Origin of the sequence: Acholeplasma oculi (assembly GCF_900166985.1) — a bacterium.
Classification (GTDB): Bacteria; Bacillota_I; Bacilli_A; order Acholeplasmatales; family Acholeplasmataceae; genus Acholeplasma; species Acholeplasma oculi.
Genome location: NZ_FUZK01000002.1, coordinates 300,816 through 319,161 on the forward strand (window position 1 = coordinate 300,816; position 18,346 = coordinate 319,161).

The following is an 18,346-nucleotide window of genomic DNA, read 5'->3' on the forward strand; positions in this document are numbered from 1 at the left end:
GTCTATCACTTCTTTTCATTTGCTTCATTTCTTAACAATACATACGACTCAACTTGAGTGATTAAAACGACCGGTATGATGGTCATCACGAGTAACGGAATAGGTCGGTTGATATTGAATAAATCACTGAATTGGATGATTTGATCAATACTTAGTTCATTATGATTGTATAAATCAGCAAATCGAATCAAAGAAAAAATCATAAGATAAATAATCGTTATATATCCAATATGTTTTAAAAATCGTAAAATGGCAAATACGAATGGATTCTTCATAATTTATAAGTCCTCATAAACAATTTCCTTTTTCATGTAAGGTTCAATTTCTTTAATTCCTATCAAAGAAATTGCATAAACACCTCTTCTAACATTGATAAACCATAAATAATAATTTTTTCTAAGTATCAAGGGCGCATCTTTTATTCCTGTATACATTATGATTTCTCTTGGACTCTTTTCTCCAAATTCATAAAGATACTTGGCAATTTGAATGACTTTTTCTCTGTAATGTGTCATTCTTTTTTCTTTTGTTCCACCTAAAGTTGTATCATCTTTTCTTAAACTAAATTCTTTTAATAGTTTTTCTCTTTTAGGTTTATTTCTTTTGATGCTTTGATTTAAATCAAATCCTTCACTCTCTACTAAAACAGTTGCATCATATGATGTAACTCGGATAAGTCCAATATCTAATCTCTTAAGTAACATCATAAAAGACTTTACACTAGAACTCCTTAAATTAAGCTTTTTAAAAGGGAGTGCAACATATACTTTATGTACTAACTTTTGTCTTTCCAGTGCTTGATAAATCAGTTTCAATGAAATAGATGTCTTAAGTTCTACTGCAACTAAATAATCATCTTTAATCGCTAAAAGATCTAAATGATTAATCTCTCCTTTAACTTTAAACCCCATGGATTCTAATAAGTTTTTACATGGTATAAAAAGATCTGTTTCTTTCATCAACTATCCATCCTTTAGACTATCATATCATAATCTAATCTATGCATGGTGACAGATTATAATTTCTCTGTGTATTTTTTGCATATTCTTGAATTTTTATTTTATGTTTCATCAACATATATATTCCAATATGCATTATTAATTAAGTATATATTCATGGATACATCCGTTGTAAAGAATGATAAATTATCATTCCCAAGTTTAATCCGTTTCAACAAGATTGTGGGTTCAGTTCATTTGTTTCAAGGCATCTTAATGATGCTGTTTGCTTTTTTCATTTATCCAAATCTGGACGGTACAGGTGCACAAACCATATTGACTTGGTTAGTATTATTCGGTGCCTTCCAACCATAATGAATGAATCCCATTAAACGAAAAGAGCTAAAAATATAGCTCTTTTTTTCTTAATTCATAATCATTTCAATGAGTTTATCCTCAAATGGTGAATGATTGATTTCCATCAATCTTAGAAACGCCATGAGGGGTATTGCTTCTTTGACAAGATTCATATCTATTTGATTTTTTTTGCAAATACCTTTAAGGTAAATATTTGCTTTTCTAGGTAAATATTCTTTAAGTATGATATAGCTTCTTGCTATATCCATCACCTTATTCCCTAGTTTTGCATTCACCCAATCAATGATATGATAAGTTTTTCCATCATACATCATATTTTCTAAATGAAAATCGAAATGACACAGTACTTGTTCATATGCTATTTTTTGAAGTGAGTTTTCTGCTTTTTCTTTTAATTCATTTGAGAGACTTGAAGCATGTATTTGATTTTTAAATACTTCAAATGCATCATCTAAATCTATGTGTTGAAAATCATATATGGATGATTGAACATCAATCATATCTTCAATACCCAATACATAACGGTCCTTGATCATTCTAGATGCGAGTGTTTGTCCCTGAATATAAGGTATTTCTAATACATGATCATTTTTATGGAAAATTATATTACCTTTGAATAGGTTAGTTTTTTCATGAAGTGCTTTTAGAATATGATATTCTTTTTCTATCCAATCTATTGGATAATCCATTGGATAAACTTTAAATGCTCTATCATCTTTTCTATAAATTTTTGAAACTCTGCCTTTACCTATGAGTTCGTTAAATTCCATTTAGTTATTTCCTTTATATAAAGATAGATACTATTTTATGATACGCTTACCCATTATGTAATGATAAAGCCATAATATAAATATTACAAAAACCATACTAATCATGCAGGATATAAAGAATACCCAACCATAAGGTGTTGCTAACACATGATATCGTCCAAGATATGATAAAACGTTTAATACAAGTGGAATACCAATGAGAATAAGGGAAGCAGCCCACCAATAGGTTTTAAATATCTCAATCACATCTGACATATAATGTTCTTGATGACGGTCTACAAACATCCACATAATCAGAAGGATAACCATATAAAAGAAGCCCATGAGTATGGCAGATAAATAGGATTCGAAAAATGTTCTTTGAACAACTTCTATTTTAGTAATTTCAATACTATCAAAATTAGCTTGACCGATTGCATATCTAATATCTCCATTTACAACCTCAAACTGCATCACATCTACATTATATTCGAAATTGAAAGACCCTACAGGAACATCATTATATGTTGCATCAAAATAAATTTTAACTGCTTTTATCCCGTGATGATGTTGGTTATCTATAACATACTCTAATTCAATCACTGTTTGATTGAGTGTTCCACTATAATTGACTGATTCTTCTATGACGTTAAAAACTATCGGTAGGTCATCAATCGGCTTACTATATAAAAATATAGGCGAAACTAATAAAAAGATTGTATAAATTGTTGTTATAAATTTTATAACCATTCAAATCATTCCCTTGTATATCAATTTTATATCAATAAAAGTATATCATAATCCCATATAGAAACCATAAATAATTATAAATTATTTTCTTCTAACTCATCATTTTTATCGGTTACTTCTTTTAATCCATTTACCATGAGTTTTTTTCTAAAGAGTACAACACCTGATATCAAGACCATACCGATACCACTCATTAAGATGATATTTGAAATATCAAATACATCTGATAGTGGACCAAATAGTAACATACCAAGAGGTAGACTCGCTGTTTGAATTAATCCAAATACAGAAAATATTCGGCCTATAAAATCAGGTTCTACTTTTTCCTGTATTAAAGCAACCATTACAGGACTACCTAAAGATATAAAGAAACCTACAAATGCCCAAAAGCCAATATATACCCAGAAGTTAAATGGAATGCCTAACCCCATTGTTCCAATACCTATAAAGATAAAGGATATAAAATATGTATGTAATCGATTTTTAAATCCACCCCATGCAGTGATGACTAAAGAACCTAATAACATACCAATTCCAAATAAAGCCTCTAATAAAGATAATCTCCACGCTTCTGCACCAAAAACTCTAGCTACTTGAAGATATGATAAAAATGACGGTGCAGCCACTAAGAACATAAAGATAAAACTAAATATCAGTATACTTATAATGAATGTATGTTTTCTTGCATAATTAAATCCTGCCTTAATATCCAAAAAATAGTTAATCGCAGATGCACTTGATTCTTGTTTAGGTGCAGGTATTTCGATAAAATAAATTAACATTAAAACAGCAATACCTGCAGTGAATACATCAATAAATAAAATATATTCTAAAGGTAGAATAACCAGTAATAAGCCTGCTAGTAACGGCATAAGAATCATTGAGGATGATTGAATACCTTGATTGATCCCTTGAACCTTTAAAAGATAGTCTTTAGGAACTATACTTGGGTAAACAGCAGATACTGCTGGTTGGTGTATGGTTTGTCCAATCGATCTGACAATCGATATGATAAATACAATCCACAAATCTCTTATATTCAATATAAAGAGTATAGCTATTATTAATGTAACAACCGCTATTAAAAGATCAGCAAAAATCATTAAGTTCTTTCGATTGAGTCTATCTGCCCAAACACCAGCAAAAGGTGCAACTAATAATGCAGGTATAAATGTTGCTAGTACATAAAGTGTCATCATCAGTCCTGAATCCGTACTTAAAGTGATATGCCATAGTATGGCATACATAACCAACATGGATCCAAGTAAAGATACAGTTTGACTAATCATGAATTGAGCGGTTTGTTTTTTCCAGTTTTGCATAAGTTCACATCCTAAGTTGAATTTCTACAAATATGTGGTTATTATATAGAAAAAGTTGCTTATTCACAATTATTTAGACTTCTACTTGAGATTATTTTGTAAAATTTTATCATAACCAAAAAAACATACTATTTAAAAAATCATAATATTAATAAAGAGTTATCTAAAAAATCCGGTTGAACCAGACGATAACTCTTGGGTTCTTCTTTACTGTTTAGTAATCAGACTTAAGGATATCTAAAACTTCAAATTTAGTAATTTTATGTATCAAATATTGATTACTTAATAGAATAACTGCAAACACAATCAATGATGTTATACTTAAGGATTTCAAATCAAATAAATAGATTTCAAAATATTTTAAGACAAATAAACTATTGTAGTAAATGTTGATCAGATAGATTGATATATAGTAAACTACAATTAGCAAGAATAACTTAATAATCCAAAATGTAATACTTTGAATACTAAAGATTGTTTTAACACCAGCGTTGGTAAGTCCTAAGCTCTTTAGTATTGCTAAATCATTTTTTGCTTCATAGAATATTGTAAGTAGCGTTGATACCAATAGAGATACTGATATGATCATTAATACAACTACAACACTTATTAATAATAATTCTATTGTTTTAAGCATTTCTTTGAACATATAAATTGTTTGAACGACTGGTTCTTCTATTTTGATTGTTGTTCTTAAATCATTTAAACTAGACTCATATAAGTAATTATCTTTAATCAGCATTATCTGATCAAAATAATAATGATCATAATATACTGATTTGATTGTTTGATACATTTCTTGATTTAAATAGACGGATTGACCTGGGTTATCTCTAATACCAACAACCGTTAAACCAGACTCGAAATAACCGTTTAAATCAAGTATATCTGCATAAGTGTGGTTAAAAGATGTCTTATGGTAGTCATATAAATATAGATTCTGATTACTAATTGTTACACCATCAAACATATTTAAAAACTGCGCGTATTGTAAATCAAGTACAATTTCATTATTCGTTTCTGGTAGTCTACCAAAAATTAAATCTTCTTCTACTATATTAGCGCTAAATGTGATATTTGAATTCAATGATTGATTTAAAGTTGGTTCTCTCATTAATTGAAAATGATCCACTCTAAATTGATCATTGTTTTTAATTTCTGTTAAATTATCTTGAAGCACAAACACATTCAAGTAACGATATGTTTCTGAATAACGATCAATTGGATTTAAATTTCCAGTTGTTTTTTTGATGATGTAATCATTTTCTACAAAATCAGTTTTATAAATACCTGATATCAGATAATTGATACCAGCAATCATTAGAGTATCTCCAATTGAAAGATTGTTAGATAACGCTAAATAATCAGAGACTAATACTTCATTTGGTAAAGATATAACTTCACCTTCAATTGTTAAGTTAACCAATTCAAAATATCGAGATTCAACAAAGGTCGTATTGAAAGTCGTAAGAATTGTGCTATTTAATTGATTGAACTTAATTCCATTAAGTAAGTCATCCTCGAACTTGTCTTCTAGATAAGATTTCAAATAACTTCCCTTATAAGCTTTTCTTTCATTTTTTTGATTGAATAAATCCTGATATGAATTCACCTCATAAAGGACATATTCATTGATGTTATACTGACTAAAGTAGTTGCTAATTACACTATTTTCATGGTAATCATTCAATGAAATAGTCAGAAGTAATAACAATGAACTTAAAACAAATGACATAATACTTAAACCAAATCTAACTGGTTTCTTAAATGTGAACCTATTAGATAGTTTAAAAAGGCGTGGAAAAAGTGATGCATTTTTACGAATTATATGTGCTTCACTTTCCCCATCTATATTTTGTAGTTTATTAGGGTGTTTAATTGACTGGATGTTACCGTCCTTTAATTCAATAATTGTATTTGCATAGATGTTAGCAACTTCCAAATCATGTGTGACATAAGCAACAAGCGTATCCTTTGAGATTTCTTGTAGGAGGTCGTTAACAAGTTTTGAGTTTATTGTATCGAGATTACCCGTTGGTTCATCCGCCAAGATAATTTTTGGCTTTGTTAGAATTGCTCTTATAATAGAGACTCTTTGGGCTTCTCCACCTGAAAGTAACCCAGTATTTTTATCAATTAAATCAAGCATATCGAATTTCTTCAAAATCCTGATAATCTCATCTTCATAATATTGAATATTCTTTAGTTCATATGCAATCTTTAAATTTTCTTTTACTGTTAAATCATTAATTAAGTTGTAATCTTGGAAAATAAAGCCAACATTATGAATAATGTCTTTTGATTCAAAATCATATTCGATTGAACCCGATGTTGGCTTTAACAGATTACCTAGTAAATGAAGTAGAGTAGATTTACCACTTCCACTTTTTCCAATAATAAAAGTCATACCTTTCTTTTCAAAAGTATATGTTAAATTATTTAATGCAAGTGTATCTTTTTGGTCTCTTCTATATACTTTAGTAAGATTATTTATCTTTATCATTGATTTCGATTAATTGTATATTTGAATTCATATAAAAACAATTCTAAGAACAATAGTTCATTTTGATTCTTAATTTCATTTGCTGTAGTATCCCATGTCCCCATAACATTGATATAGTTTTCACCTTCTTTAACATAGCCAAAGGAAAGTGAACTTGGATCCATGATCTCATTTTGAAATAAGCCCGCATTATGAAAAAGTTCGAGTTGCTCTAAACCAACATAATAAAATTGGTATGAATTATTCTCTATTTTTTCTTTTAAATTTAATAATTGATTGAACGTAACACTTATTTTCCCGTCTATATTATTTATGATAATAAATGTATTCTTATTTTCTTTCATTTCGGGGATATCCTCTATAGTATCTAAATACTCAACTTTTAAATCTAACATTTCTTCTTTTTTTCCAATGTAGTATAGTTGGAAATCAAGATCTGCAGAGTTAAAACTGTCCACTAAAGATTGAACATTATTGTTGATAGTGGTGGTGCAGGCGCCTAAAACTAATATTAAGTTAAATATAGCAATGATAAGTAGCTTTCTTATTTTTATATCTCCTTTATATGAGAATTGATGCGTGATATGATGAGGAAGATTTAAATCCTAAAAAATCAGACCAGTAGTTTGGTGATTGACTTATGGCATCTGTTTTAACATTGATGATAAATGTTTTATACTGTCTTGTCGAGGATTTGAAAACAGTATACGCAGATCTTTGAGTAGATTCATAGTGGGCATAACTTAATCTTTCCCACTCCCATCTCCATAATGGATCTACATATTCAAATACCGTTTTACCTAGACCATCTGCTGAAATAGATTGATTGGTAATTTTTAATGCACTTACAGTAAATGTGGTTGATGCAGAAATTCCAAGACTACCGCCAAATGTTCCTCCATTTGCTGTTGATGCCGTTAATCCTGCATTTACACCAATATTGTATGTATTTGTAGATGGAGTATTTTTCGGATCAACATCCACCATCTCAAATCCAGTCAGCTGAGCTGTGTAACTAAGCTCATCCATAATTGCATAACCTGTATGATGATTTGTAATCCATAAGAAAGTTGTTGTATAAGAAAATGCTCTAGGATTGACAATAGATTTTACCATAACTGTTGCTACAGTTCTACCATCTGATATTACATATTTAGATCTAGCAATCCCTATGTAGGTATTAACCGTAGTGGTTACATTACCTTGATAATATGTATTTTGGGTACGTCTAGATTCCCAATTGACATTATAAGCATCTGCATCCACTGTGAAACCATGGACCCCACTTTCAAAATCATTGATTGCAAAACTCTTAGGTGCCATGAATACTCCTAAACTAATCATCAACATAATTAAAGTCAGTCTTACGAAGATTGTTCTCATTTTTTTCTCCTTTTTTATTTTATAATACACATTCATTTTATTATAATGTCACTTATTTGTCAAAGTATATAATAATATATGTCTTTTTATTAATAATGTTGATTTTTATCCTGAAAGATTTAGCTTAAAACCTACTATACTTAAAATGGTTATTAAACTATTATCTATAAACTAGTAGATAGTCGTTAACCTACCCACTCAGACATTCCAACATCATCTGAATATTTTTTTGATACAATAACAGTATAATCAAACTCTTCTTCATTAAATTCAGTATCAAATTCTACATCACTGATTAATTCTGTAAATCTTTCGGTAATTAATGGATCGTTTTTGCTATTCAATGTTGCCACACCAATCAATAACACAAATAAAAGTATAAACAGTTTTTTCATGTATTGACTCTCCTTCCCTTGTTTTTCTTCTATTTTCGTGTTAAATTAGAAAGAAGAGTAGCGCACATGTGTCACTTTTTGAGGTGTTAGGATGAGAAAATTTGACCAATCAAGAGAAATTGCACTTTTTATAGATAAATTAAGATCATATCGTAATATTTCGCAAGAGGATTTTTTATTTGATATTATTTCAATGCGCCAGTATAGACGTTATATGAATGGAGATTCAACACTCTCTTATTTAATATTAGATAAACTTGCAAAGCGCTTAGGATTTAATGCCGAATTCGTCATTATGGAGTTGGAAACTGAGAAAGTTAAGCAAACACAAGCTGTTAACGATTTATATAATGCGGTCATTAGTAATAATAGTGATAAATCAAACGATTTATTTATGTCTATTGATGAACGTCATTTAATCTCTGATAATGATCTTTTATTATTTAAACATTCAAAAAACATGTTTGACTATTTCACAAAGATTAATAGTGAATTTGTGACGATTAATAAAACAAAAAAGTTAGTTGATTTAGATAATTTGTTGAAGAAAAGAGCCCTTACTACATCAGAGCTCTTGATTTTAATATCTTTCTTTCATTTTGATACCTTTAAGGATATCCATGTTATTGCAGAAAAATTAGCATCATATATCGATAATAACGTCACAGTTGTAAGTGGTCATAATATCAGAGTGCTTGTATTAGTTTTAAAAGAATTGGCTAGATATTTTAGTATCACAGAAAACTATGAAAAGATGCTTTATTACTCAAATGAAGGTATCAAGTATTCTATGGCAATGAGATCATTCTATTTACTAGACACACTTTATTATTTCGCAGCTGCAGCCTCTCATGAATTAAACCATATAGAAAAAAGAAATGAATATCTTTTCAAATGTATTTCTTTATTATCAATGGAAGATAATCAGAATAAGATTGCAAAATATAAAGATTTATTTAAAGAACGATTTGATATTGATATTAGAGATTTAACAAGCAAACATCATAAATAATAACACTACTTTTTATAGAGACCTAAATTAGTTAGTTTAAAAAACTATTAGTCTAGAAACTAAAATAAAATGCTCTTCTCATAAATGAGAAGAGCATTTTGTTTAAAGTTGTAACCCGTAACTGAAGACTTTCCCGAGGATATGATTAAATTTCCCTTATCTTTTAACTTTTTATCTTAACCCAAATGCATCATAACATGATGGTTTCAAATACTTTACTGATTTCCTCTTCCGTGTCAAACCATTCAAGCAAATAGAGCGTGACTGTAACCAAATCTCCACCAGATTTATTGATTGTTGATCTAATTTTTTTATTGATTGAGATAATTTTATCTTCATCTTTTCTTGGTGCGAGATTATGCTCATGTAGAATATAGTCATCGATTTTTCCGATGACTCTAAGAGAACCCCAAGTGCCTTTGATGCTTGCTGTCTTTGGTATAACCAAATGATATGTCCATGATCCAAATCCAGGTTGATAAATCAAGGTCAATTTTTGATGATCTAATAACTTTTTCATTTTATAATCTCCTCTATTTCGATGATTATATTTTATATAACATCTCTTTTTTAATATTAAACATTTCTCTATATGAGATGATGGATGATGTCATCCTCCTTCTTTATATTCTAACACAGTTTGAATTCTTATTTTTTGCATCTACTGCTCTTTATTTACACCATGAATATTAGAATCCTATTTTTTAAGATTACAAAATTTACCACGTTTACCATGTGTACCACGCAAAAACAAGAGTCATCCAAAATTTATCTACACATAAGTTTTATGAAACAGGAGTGTAGATATAAACGGCAAAAAAGATATCAGAAATGCCAAAATAAGTGGTATAAATATAAACTAATAAAGACAACGATTTTAGCATGATGTTCTATCAACTTCTCAGCCTAACAAAAATAAAAAACTCTTCTCATATATGAGAAGAGCATTTTGTTTAAAGTTGGTGACCCGTATGGGATTTGAACCCATGAATGCATGCGTGAAAGGCATGTGAGTTAACCGTTTCTCCAACGGGCCATTATGGCGGAGCGAGAGGGATTTGAACCCTCGCACGGTATTACCCGTCTAACGCGTTAGCAGTGCGCCCTCTTCGACCTCTTGAGTATCACTCCGTTTAAGACATGAATTTATTCATGCCTTATTATATTAACTTATTTTAGTCATAAAGTCAATTATATTTTTAATATTTAGAACTGCTCATTTAAATGCGTTTAGTTCAGTGTATTGATCATACTTAATCCAACTTTTTGTTTAGGTATATCGATGTTTAAAACCCATACCTTCACAATTTGTCCTACGGATACAACATCTTTAGGATGTTTAATGAATTTATCTGATAATTTTGAAATATGAACAAGTCCATCGTTCTTTAATCCAATATCAACAAACGCTCCAAAATCAGTAACATTTCGTACGGTACCTTCTAATTCCATTCCAATTTTCAGATCTTCAATTGATAATACATCCGATTTTAATATCGGTTGTTGGTAATCATCTCTTGGGTCTCTCATCGGTGCAACAAATGCATCTAGAATTAAATCTAATGTATATTTGTCAGTTCCTAGTTCTTTAGCTGTTTCTTCTCTATTGATATTATCTGTCCATAATCTCATGGAAGCTTTACCAATATCATCTGGATTAATGGATAGTTTTTTCATGACCTTTTTAGCGAGTTCATAGCTCTCAGGGTGAATGGATGTATGGTCTAGTATTTCATCAGACTCTGGAATTCTTAAGAATCCAACAGCTTGTTCATATGCTTTAGGTCCTAATTTAGGAACTTTTAAGATATCTTCTCTAGATTTAAATCCACCTGTTTCATTTCTATAATTAACAAAGTTTTCAGCAACTTGCTTACTCAACCCTGAAACATACATTAATAAAGATTTAGATGCGGTATTCGCATTCACTCCAACTTGGTTAACAACTTGTGTAACAACAAAGTTTAATGAATCATCTAATTTTTTAGGTGTTACATCATGTTGATATTGACCCACACCAATCGATTTAGGATCAATTTTTACAAGTTCAGCAAGTGGGTCTTGTAGACGTCTTGCAATGGATGCTGCACTTCGTTCTTCAACACTATAATCTGGGAATTCTTCTCTTGCGACATCACTTGCACTATAAACTGATGCACCTGCTTCATTGACGATGATGTATTTAGCATCTAAATTCTTTTCTTTAATGACGTTTGCAATGAACTTCTCAGTTTCTCTTGATGCTGTTCCATTTCCAATTGCTACAAGTTCAAATTTATATTTTACATATAAAACTTTAATTTTAAGTTCAGCTTCAAAGACTAAATCTTTATCTGCTTTAGAACCTAATTGTTTTTCGTGTGGATAAATAACACCTTTTTCTAATACCATACCGGTTGAATCGACAACACACCATTTACAACCTGTTCTAAATGCTGGGTCTACCCCTAAAATAACTTTACCTTTTAATGGGGGTTGTAATAGGAGTTTACTTAAATTATCTGCAAAGACATCAATTGCTTGATCTTCTGCTTTATCTGATAATTCGCTACGGATTTCACGTTCAATAGAAGGAAAAATAAGACGCTTTAAGGAATCTATGATGGCATCTTCTAAATACTTGTCTGCAAGAGATGATTTTTTAATCACTTCTTTTTTCAAGTAGTTTTCCATTTGTTCTTTAGTCCCATCAAGTTTTACTGTAATGATCTTTTCAGATTCAGCACGGTTGATTGCTAAAACTTGATGTGGTTTAATTTTTGAAATAGGTTGTTGATAATCATAATAGATTTCATATACAGATTTTTCATCTAAAGTTTTTCCATCTTTTTTAACTGATGTGATTATAAGTCCATACTTAAAGAGATAATCTCTTAAATATTTACGGTATGTTGCATCATCACTAATCCATTCTGCAACAATATATTTTGCCCCTTCAAGTGCTTCTTTTACATCTTTAACATCATCTTTTACATAAAGCTTTGCTTCTTCTTCAACATCTTTATTTGGGAAAGATAATAAGAATTTTGCAAGAGGCTCTAAACCCTTTGCAATTGCATCTGTTGCTTTTGTTTTTTTCTTTTCTTTAAATGGACGGTATAAATCCTCAACTTCAACTAATTTGGTTGCCTTTGTAATTTCTTCTTTGAGTTCATCCGTTAATAATCCTTTTTCATCGATTAATCGAATCACATCATCTTTACGTTTTTGTAAATTCTTTGCATATTCAAAAGCTTGATTGATTTGAAAGATTTGTTCTTCATCCATTCCACCGGTCATTTCTTTACGGTATCTTGCAATAAAGGGAATGGTTGCTCCATCTGCTAAAAGTTCTAAAACAACTTTTACTTTAGATATCGGTAGTTTTAAATCTTTGGATACATCTTGTATTAATTGCTCATTCATATAAAAATTCCTCCTCCATGAATAAATAAAGGGAAAAAGTACTTTCCCTTTTATTTGTTAATTTAATCCTTCAAGTACTTCAGTTAGTTTATCGATTGTAGCCTTGTTTTTACCAGCTGCATTCCATGGTCCAAAGAAGTTTAAGTCCTCACCATTGAACACTTCTAATAATGAAGGAACATTTGCATTTGCTGCTTGTCCAGCTGATGTATCGATAGATGCTTGCCAGTCAGCATTTGCTGCATCTGATGTATCTAAGAAGAATATTGCAATATCATCTGTAATTACAAAATATTCAAATCCATCAAATGTTTTTGTTTCAACTGTATCTAATCCTACTAAATCATCTGCAACTTCTAATGCTAAGTTTTGACGATCTTTTTGAGAATCTGTTAATGCCTCTGTAGCATCTGCATAATATAATACATAAACATATGCATAATTATCGAGTGCATGTCTTAAACCCTTATGAGAAATGTTTTCAAAGTTCTCACCATTTTTAATACGATTGACATCAGCAACTGTTACATAGTTACTATCTTCATAACGCTTAGATGGTGCTGTTTGATTGTTTCCAATAATTGCATCCACAACGAAATATGTAATTACACCAAAGAGTGCAACCGCCATAACGATTAATACAATCTTGAAAAATAATTCTCCTTTTTCAGATTCTTCTTTAATCCCTCTGGTATCTACCTCAGGTTTAACTTCAACTTTCTTTTTTACTACTTCTTTTTTAACACGAGCCATTTTTTCCACATCCTTGTAAATTTTTTAAGCATTCTTATTATAGCGAAAAACTATGAATTTTACAACCTATTCGAGTGTTTCTAATATAACAAATGCAATTGCATAATGTTCTTCATGTGTGATTGTAATATGTGTCACATATTGTTCGGTATATTTAGATACAATATAGGGTGCTCCGTCCTTATCATTGAGTACCGAGAAATCCTTATAATTAGCAGTTTTATTGCCTTTTTTAAAACATTTGAATAATGCTTCTTTAGCAGCAAACCTTCCTGCTAAATAAGATAATTTTCTTTTATCATGTGTAATTAAAAGATATTCTTTAAGTTCTTCCTCACTTAAAACTCTATCTTTAAAACGGTCAATTCCAATATCCTTAATACGATTAACTTCAACTAAATCACTACCAATAGATTTAATCATGATTCATTACCTTCCTTTAAGCCTAAAGCAATTTCACTTAATTTTTTAAAGCGATGATTTAAGCCAGATTTTGTAATAGTTTCTTGATAGGTTGCCTCAAAGTTTTCAATCAACTCATTTAAGGAGGCATCTGGGTTTTGTAGTCTTAAGTCAACAACTTGTTGAAGTTTCTCATTAAGTGGTACTCTATATTTTAAGATGAGTTCAATATCTTTAATTTGTTGATTGGCTGCAACGATTGTTTTTTTCTCGTTAGCTATCTCACAGTTCAGTATTCGATTAATCGAATTGTTAAAATCTCTTTTAATACGAATATCCTCATATTCAAATACAGTATCACTTGCACCTATAAGTCTTAAGAAATCCTCTATATTGGATGCATCTTTTAAATATACAATAAATCCTTTTCTTCTTTTTGTTATTTTAGCGTTTAAATCAAACAGATTCATTAACTGTTGTATTTTCAAAATAACATCCGAATTATCTCCGTATATTTCTAGGTGATATTCTGCTGTTTTTGGATCATTTACTGAGCCAGACGTCAAGAATGCACCTCTTAAATAACCTAGTTTAGTTTCAGGACTCTGTGTGAGTAAATCCGATTGATCATCCTCATTAAAAATACCATGTTCAAACTTAATCTGTTCAAGAGACTCTTTAACGCCTAATGCAATTTGATATCCTTTTTTAAAGTTACCTTGTTTTTTAGTGAGTAATGTATTCTCAATTTTATACTGTCTTTTAAGCATTGTTAAAAAACGTCTTGAAACGGTTGGATTATTTGATTTAAACCAAAGTGTTTGTTCATGGTTTGAAATACTTAACTCAGAAGCAAGGTCAAACATAGCAGATAACTCTGCTAATTGTTCTTCATTGGTTGTATTAAGTTGTGAGAGTTCTTCTTTAACAATTTTAGCAAAACTCAAATTTTTTCAAATCCCTTCTTATTCATGTTGGTTTTCTAAATACTTAATAATGTTTTGTGTTGCAATTGCACCGTCACTAACTGCAGTTACTATTTGTCGAATCTTTTTTACATTACAGTCTCCAGCAGAAAAGATTCCTGGAACTTTAGTTTCAAATGTATCAGATACTTCGACATAACCCATTGAATTGGTAATGTTTAAATCACTAACAAACGTTGTAATAGGTACAAGTCCGATATATTCAAAAACACCATCCGCTTGGATATCTTTAAATCCTTCTTTGGTTTGTATACGAGCGCCTTCTAATTGTGCGTCTCCTAAAAACTCTTTTACTTCTGCATTATAAATAATATCCACATTTTTTGCTTGCTTTAAGAGTTCAACAGCTTTTGGGTCTGCTGTTAAATGATCTAGATTTTGGACAACGGTAATATGGGTTGCAATATTGGTTAAGAATAAGGATTCTTCAACTGCACTGTTTCCGCCACCCACAACAATAACCTTTTTATCTTTATATAAAGGACCATCACATATTGCACACCATGAAATACCATTAGCTTGAAATTTATCTTCATTCGGTACACCTAAACTTCTTGGAACTACACCTGTTGCTATTAAAACTGTTTTTGTTTGATATATTCCATTTTCTGTATGTACTTCTTTTATTTTTCCTAAATCAATAACATTTTTAACTTCTTCAAATGTTACAGGTACACCTAACTCAAGAACATGTTCAAACATGTTGGTTGCCAGTTCATATCCAGAAAGTTTTTTAAATCCTGGATAGTTTTCAACTTCAAATGTATTAACAATTTGCCCGCCTGGAGCACCTTTTTCAAACATCATCACATTTAAGTTTGCACGTTTCGCATAGATTGCTGCTGTCATGCCTGCTGGACCTGAACCAATAATTAATACATCATAAATCATGAAATCACCTCAAAGTATATATAATATTTTTTCTAAATCATCCACTAAATAATCTGGTTTAGATGCAAGTAAAGCTTCTAAATGCGTTGTATATGAAACACCAATGGATGGAATTCCAAGTGCTTTTGCTGCTTCTATATCAAATGGGTGATCTCCTACATAAAACGCTCTATCTTTACTTACTTCTAGTTTTTCTAGTGCGAGTTTTAATGGAAGTGGATCTGGTTTATGTTTAGGTGTGTCATCACTACCAATAATACAGTCCACATATTCTAATAAATCATTTTGACTTAAACCTAGTTTTACAAAGTAATTTTGTTTGCTTGAAACAATTCCAATTTTGTAGTTGTGTGATTTTAAAATTTGGAATAATTCTTTAGCATGTGGAAATGCCTTCACACCATCTTTTTCATGATTTTCACGGTTAAAGTTTCGGTATGTTTCAATCATTTCTAAAATACGGGTTGGGTCTTTTTCATACCAACCAAAGCTTTCGTTTAATGTAGGTCCTACAAATGGTTTTAATTCTTTTTCTGTTAATTTTAATTCCGGGAAATAGACTGCAAAGGTTTGTCTAAGTGTTTTATAAATGATTTGAATGGTATCAATTACTGTACCATCTAAATCAAATAAGACTGCTTTTAGACTTGCTTGATTATAAGGTCCCATCTCTTTAGCATATATACGCTTACCTATAAATATAGCAAGACCTGCAAGGATTAATCCAACGGATGTTGCAATACTTACTGGAATATTAAAGAGCATTAATGGTTCTGGAACACCGCTTGACATTCTTAAAATCTCATTAGGAATTCTACCAATACCATACCAAACTAAGTAAAAGGAAACAATATCACCAATTTTAACAAACTTTTGTTTTCTAAATGCAAGAATTAAAATAAGACCGATTAAATTCCAAATGCTTTCATATAAGAATGTTGGGTGATGTAGTTTATTTCCAAAGACCATGTTATCTTTAATGAATGCTGGTAACCAATCTAAACTTGCAACTTCAGGACCATATAATTCACGGTTCATGAAATTACCCCATCGACCTAATGTTTGTCCGATTAAAAATCCCGGAGCTACCAAATCAAGAATTAAAAAATAATTGACTTTCTTATATTTCGTATATAAAATTAACCCTAAAAATACAGCTATAATCGCTCCATGAATACCTAAACCACCTCTTGTTAAATCAAATGCTTGTAAAGGATCATTTGTGTATCTGTCTAAATTAAAGATCACGTACCAAAGTCTGGCACCTGCAAGTGCAGATGGAATAAAAATTAATAATCCATCCCAAATAATATTTGGATCCATATTAAATCGTTTCAGTTCAATAAATGCTAAGATACCACCAAATACGATACCAGTTAAGATGAAGACTGCATACCACTGTACACCAAAGGACCCCAATCTAAATGCTGTACTACTATAAGGTGCAGCACCACGTGTTGCAATTAATACTAATACTAAGAATGTAAGTAACATTCCACCGTATACAAAATAATTTTGATATTTCTTAAAAGTTTTCATCGTCGTCATCTCCTTTAGATGCAGCTTTAGTTGCAACATTCTTAATCAATTCTTCTGCTGCATTATATCCTAAGTATTTCAACTTTTGATTCATGGCTGCAGACTCTACTAATGTTGCATTATTTCTACCAGGTAATACAGGAATTGTCATCTTTGGAATCTTAGAGCCAAAGATTGCATATGTTTCAGTTTCAAGACCAAGTCGGTCATAGTTTTTAGATTGATCCCAATGTTCAAGTTCAATAACAAGTCTAATTTTTTTATTTTCTCTAAATGCGCCTGCACCTAGCATTTGAACAACATCCACAATACCAATACCTCTAATCTCTAAATAGCGCTCAATAATTTTAGGTGCTTGACCAATTAATATCCCTGGAGCTGTTTCATAAACATCGACTCGGTCATCCGCAACTAAAATATGATTTCTTTTAATTAGTTCTAATGCAGTTTCTGATTTACCTACACCAGACTTACCAATAATTAAAGTTCCTAGTCCATAAATATCTAATAGTGTTCCATGGATTGTTTCTCTTGGTGCAAGTGCACTTCTTAAATACGCATAAAGTTTGGAGTTAATAGGTGTTGTACGTTCATTAGAATGATAGATTGGCACATCGTACTTATTGGATAGTGTTTTAAAATATTCAGGTATTTCAACATTCACACTAAATATAACTGCGGGTGGTAATAATTTTAAAACTGCATCGACACGTTTGATTTGTGTATCTTCATCGAGTAACATTAAAAAGTGTGCTTCTTTAGACCCAATTAATAAGATACGCTCTGGATCATAAAAATCAAGGAATCCAGCGAACTCTACACCTGGTCTTGCTAGCATTTCAACAGAGACTCTTCTATCTTCTCCTTTACCTCCAGCAATTAAATTCAGTTCCATATCTTTAGCAATTTTCTTAACAGAAATTGTTCTTGTATAAGCCAT

Annotated in this window: 19 protein-coding genes and 2 tRNA genes; 2 read left to right on the forward strand and 19 right to left on the reverse strand. The window is 30.6% G+C overall.

What is annotated here, in order from left to right:
• Window positions 1-5 precede the first annotated feature (5 nt).
• Window positions 6-275 (reverse strand): hypothetical protein, encoded by a 270-nt coding sequence (locus tag B5X49_RS05530; RefSeq protein WP_045748738.1) that lies wholly within the window; start codon window positions 273-275, stop codon window positions 6-8.
• Window positions 276-278: 3 nt separating this feature from the next.
• Window positions 279-959 (reverse strand): DUF2161 family putative PD-(D/E)XK-type phosphodiesterase, encoded by a 681-nt coding sequence (locus B5X49_RS05535; RefSeq protein WP_045748737.1) that lies wholly within the window; start codon window positions 957-959, stop codon window positions 279-281.
• 45 nt (window positions 960-1,004) lie between these two features.
• On the opposite strand from B5X49_RS05535, the gene B5X49_RS05540 reads away from it, so the two are divergent.
• Window positions 1,005-1,313, forward strand: a complete 309-nt coding sequence (locus tag B5X49_RS05540) for a hypothetical protein (protein WP_143228545.1) — start codon at window positions 1,005-1,007, stop codon at window positions 1,311-1,313.
• A 50-nt stretch (window positions 1,314-1,363) separates the two neighbouring features.
• Here B5X49_RS05540 and B5X49_RS05545 read toward each other — a convergent pair whose 3' ends face one another.
• The 7 genes from B5X49_RS05545 to B5X49_RS05575 all read right to left on the reverse strand — a co-directional run bounded on the left by B5X49_RS05545 (window position 1,364) and on the right by B5X49_RS05575 (window position 8,418).
• The gene (locus B5X49_RS05545) at window positions 1,364-2,086 is read right to left on the reverse strand and encodes a phosphotransferase (protein WP_045748735.1); all 723 of its coding nucleotides are present in this window, start codon (window positions 2,084-2,086) and stop codon (window positions 1,364-1,366) included.
• Window positions 2,087-2,116: 30 nt separating this feature from the next.
• Window positions 2,117-2,815 (reverse strand): hypothetical protein, encoded by a 699-nt coding sequence (locus B5X49_RS05550; protein ID WP_045748734.1) that lies wholly within the window; start codon window positions 2,813-2,815, stop codon window positions 2,117-2,119.
• Between the two features lie 74 nt (window positions 2,816-2,889).
• Window positions 2,890-4,137, reverse strand: coding sequence for an MFS transporter (locus tag B5X49_RS05555; protein WP_045748733.1), 1,248 nt, complete (start codon window positions 4,135-4,137; stop codon window positions 2,890-2,892).
• A gap of 214 nt (window positions 4,138-4,351) precedes the next feature.
• Complete coding sequence (locus tag B5X49_RS05560; protein ID WP_052669852.1) at window positions 4,352-6,640, reverse strand: ABC transporter ATP-binding protein/permease; 2,289 nt, start codon at window positions 6,638-6,640, stop codon at window positions 4,352-4,354.
• On the reverse strand, window positions 6,637-7,098 hold the full coding sequence (locus tag B5X49_RS05565) for a hypothetical protein (protein WP_045748732.1): 462 nt from the start codon (window positions 7,096-7,098) through the stop codon (window positions 6,637-6,639). Before B5X49_RS05565 ends, B5X49_RS05560 begins: the two co-directional genes overlap by 4 nt.
• A gap of 103 nt (window positions 7,099-7,201) precedes the next feature.
• Window positions 7,202-8,023 (reverse strand): hypothetical protein, encoded by an 822-nt coding sequence (locus B5X49_RS05570; RefSeq protein WP_045748731.1) that lies wholly within the window; start codon window positions 8,021-8,023, stop codon window positions 7,202-7,204.
• A gap of 185 nt (window positions 8,024-8,208) precedes the next feature.
• Window positions 8,209-8,418 (reverse strand): hypothetical protein, encoded by a 210-nt coding sequence (locus tag B5X49_RS05575; protein ID WP_045748730.1) that lies wholly within the window; start codon window positions 8,416-8,418, stop codon window positions 8,209-8,211.
• A gap of 91 nt (window positions 8,419-8,509) precedes the next feature.
• On the opposite strand from B5X49_RS05575, the gene B5X49_RS05580 reads away from it, so the two are divergent.
• Window positions 8,510-9,430, forward strand: a complete 921-nt coding sequence (locus B5X49_RS05580; RefSeq protein WP_045748729.1) for a helix-turn-helix domain-containing protein — start codon at window positions 8,510-8,512, stop codon at window positions 9,428-9,430.
• Window positions 9,431-9,620: 190 nt separating this feature from the next.
• Here the strand turns inward: B5X49_RS05580 and B5X49_RS05585 are convergent, their stop codons facing one another.
• The 10 genes from B5X49_RS05585 to hprK form a co-directional block, all read right to left on the reverse strand.
• Complete coding sequence (locus B5X49_RS05585; RefSeq protein ID WP_045748728.1) at window positions 9,621-9,950, reverse strand: DUF1905 domain-containing protein; 330 nt, start codon at window positions 9,948-9,950, stop codon at window positions 9,621-9,623.
• Window positions 9,951-10,390: 440 nt separating this feature from the next.
• A tRNA-Glu gene (locus B5X49_RS05590) sits at window positions 10,391-10,466 on the reverse strand.
• Window positions 10,467-10,470: 4 nt separating this feature from the next.
• A tRNA-Ser gene (locus B5X49_RS05595) sits at window positions 10,471-10,561 on the reverse strand.
• A 99-nt stretch (window positions 10,562-10,660) separates the two neighbouring features.
• Complete coding sequence (locus B5X49_RS05600) at window positions 10,661-12,835, reverse strand: Tex family protein (protein WP_045748727.1); 2,175 nt, start codon at window positions 12,833-12,835, stop codon at window positions 10,661-10,663.
• Window positions 12,836-12,892: 57 nt separating this feature from the next.
• On the reverse strand, window positions 12,893-13,588 hold the full coding sequence (locus tag B5X49_RS05605; RefSeq protein ID WP_045748726.1) for a hypothetical protein: 696 nt from the start codon (window positions 13,586-13,588) through the stop codon (window positions 12,893-12,895).
• A 66-nt stretch (window positions 13,589-13,654) separates the two neighbouring features.
• Window positions 13,655-14,011, reverse strand: coding sequence for a holo-ACP synthase (gene acpS / locus B5X49_RS05610; RefSeq protein ID WP_045748725.1), 357 nt, complete (start codon window positions 14,009-14,011; stop codon window positions 13,655-13,657).
• Window positions 14,008-14,937, reverse strand: a complete 930-nt coding sequence (gene whiA, locus B5X49_RS05615; protein ID WP_045748724.1) for a DNA-binding protein WhiA — start codon at window positions 14,935-14,937, stop codon at window positions 14,008-14,010. The genes acpS and whiA overlap by 4 nt, the downstream gene beginning before the upstream one ends.
• A gap of 18 nt (window positions 14,938-14,955) precedes the next feature.
• Entirely contained in the window at window positions 14,956-15,867 is a 912-nt protein-coding gene (locus B5X49_RS05620) for an NAD(P)/FAD-dependent oxidoreductase (protein WP_045748723.1), read from the reverse strand.
• 9 nt (window positions 15,868-15,876) lie between these two features.
• Window positions 15,877-17,406, reverse strand: coding sequence for a prolipoprotein diacylglyceryl transferase (lgt, locus tag B5X49_RS05625; protein WP_052669849.1), 1,530 nt, complete (start codon window positions 17,404-17,406; stop codon window positions 15,877-15,879).
• Window positions 17,393-18,346 (reverse strand): HPr(Ser) kinase/phosphatase, encoded by a 954-nt coding sequence (gene hprK, locus B5X49_RS05630; RefSeq protein WP_045748722.1) that lies wholly within the window; start codon window positions 18,344-18,346, stop codon window positions 17,393-17,395. The genes lgt and hprK overlap by 14 nt, the downstream gene beginning before the upstream one ends.